The 554-nt window shown below is 71.5% G+C and carries 1 protein-coding gene; it reads right to left on the reverse strand.

Translation table 11 applies throughout. The features are described 5' to 3' along the window. Positions 1-527, reverse strand: a 527-nt coding sequence (locus tag ACFVX9_RS39920) for a DUF4158 domain-containing protein (protein WP_387987246.1), incomplete at its 3' end; no start/stop codon positions are given. Positions 528-554: the final 27 nt, after the last annotated feature.

The raw sequence follows: 554 nt of genomic DNA on the forward strand, positions 1-554 counted from the left end.
AGGAGCTTCTTGGCCATCAGCACATCGAACAGCGTCAGCGCGTCATCGACCGAGGACCCCTCCAGATGCCGCATCGTGGCCAGCACCGTCGCCGTACGCCGCGGCTCCGCCAGCCTGCGCAGCGTCGGCGCGTGCGCACTCATCCCATACCGGGCCAGCTCCGCCAGCTTCACCGGCGGCACCCGCCACAAGTCCAGCTCGCCGGACTTCACCCCGTGGATGTCCCGCGTCCGCTCCAACGCGGCCTTCTGCCCCCGCCCCGACACATCCCGCGGACCCTTGCGCCACCCCTCCAGCACAGACCGTGTGGCCCCCTCCGGGACGTCGAGGAGCTCCAGCAGCCCCCGGCGGAACTCCGGCTCCACCGGGGCGTCCACCACCGAGTAGATCAGCGCCTGCTCACCGGTACGGACCTCACCGACCAGCCGGGCCAGCTGCGTGAGCCCCGGCATCAGCACCCGGTTACGCAGCAGCCACGTCACCGCCCGGTCGAACAGGGCCCGCGGCCCCTCGTTCGATACCCCCACCCGCCCCGCTATATGGTCCAGCAGGGC

The sequence above is a fragment of the Kitasatospora sp. NPDC058243 genome (assembly GCF_042882025.1).
In the GTDB taxonomy this organism is placed as follows: domain Bacteria; phylum Actinomycetota; class Actinomycetes; order Streptomycetales; family Streptomycetaceae; genus Kitasatospora.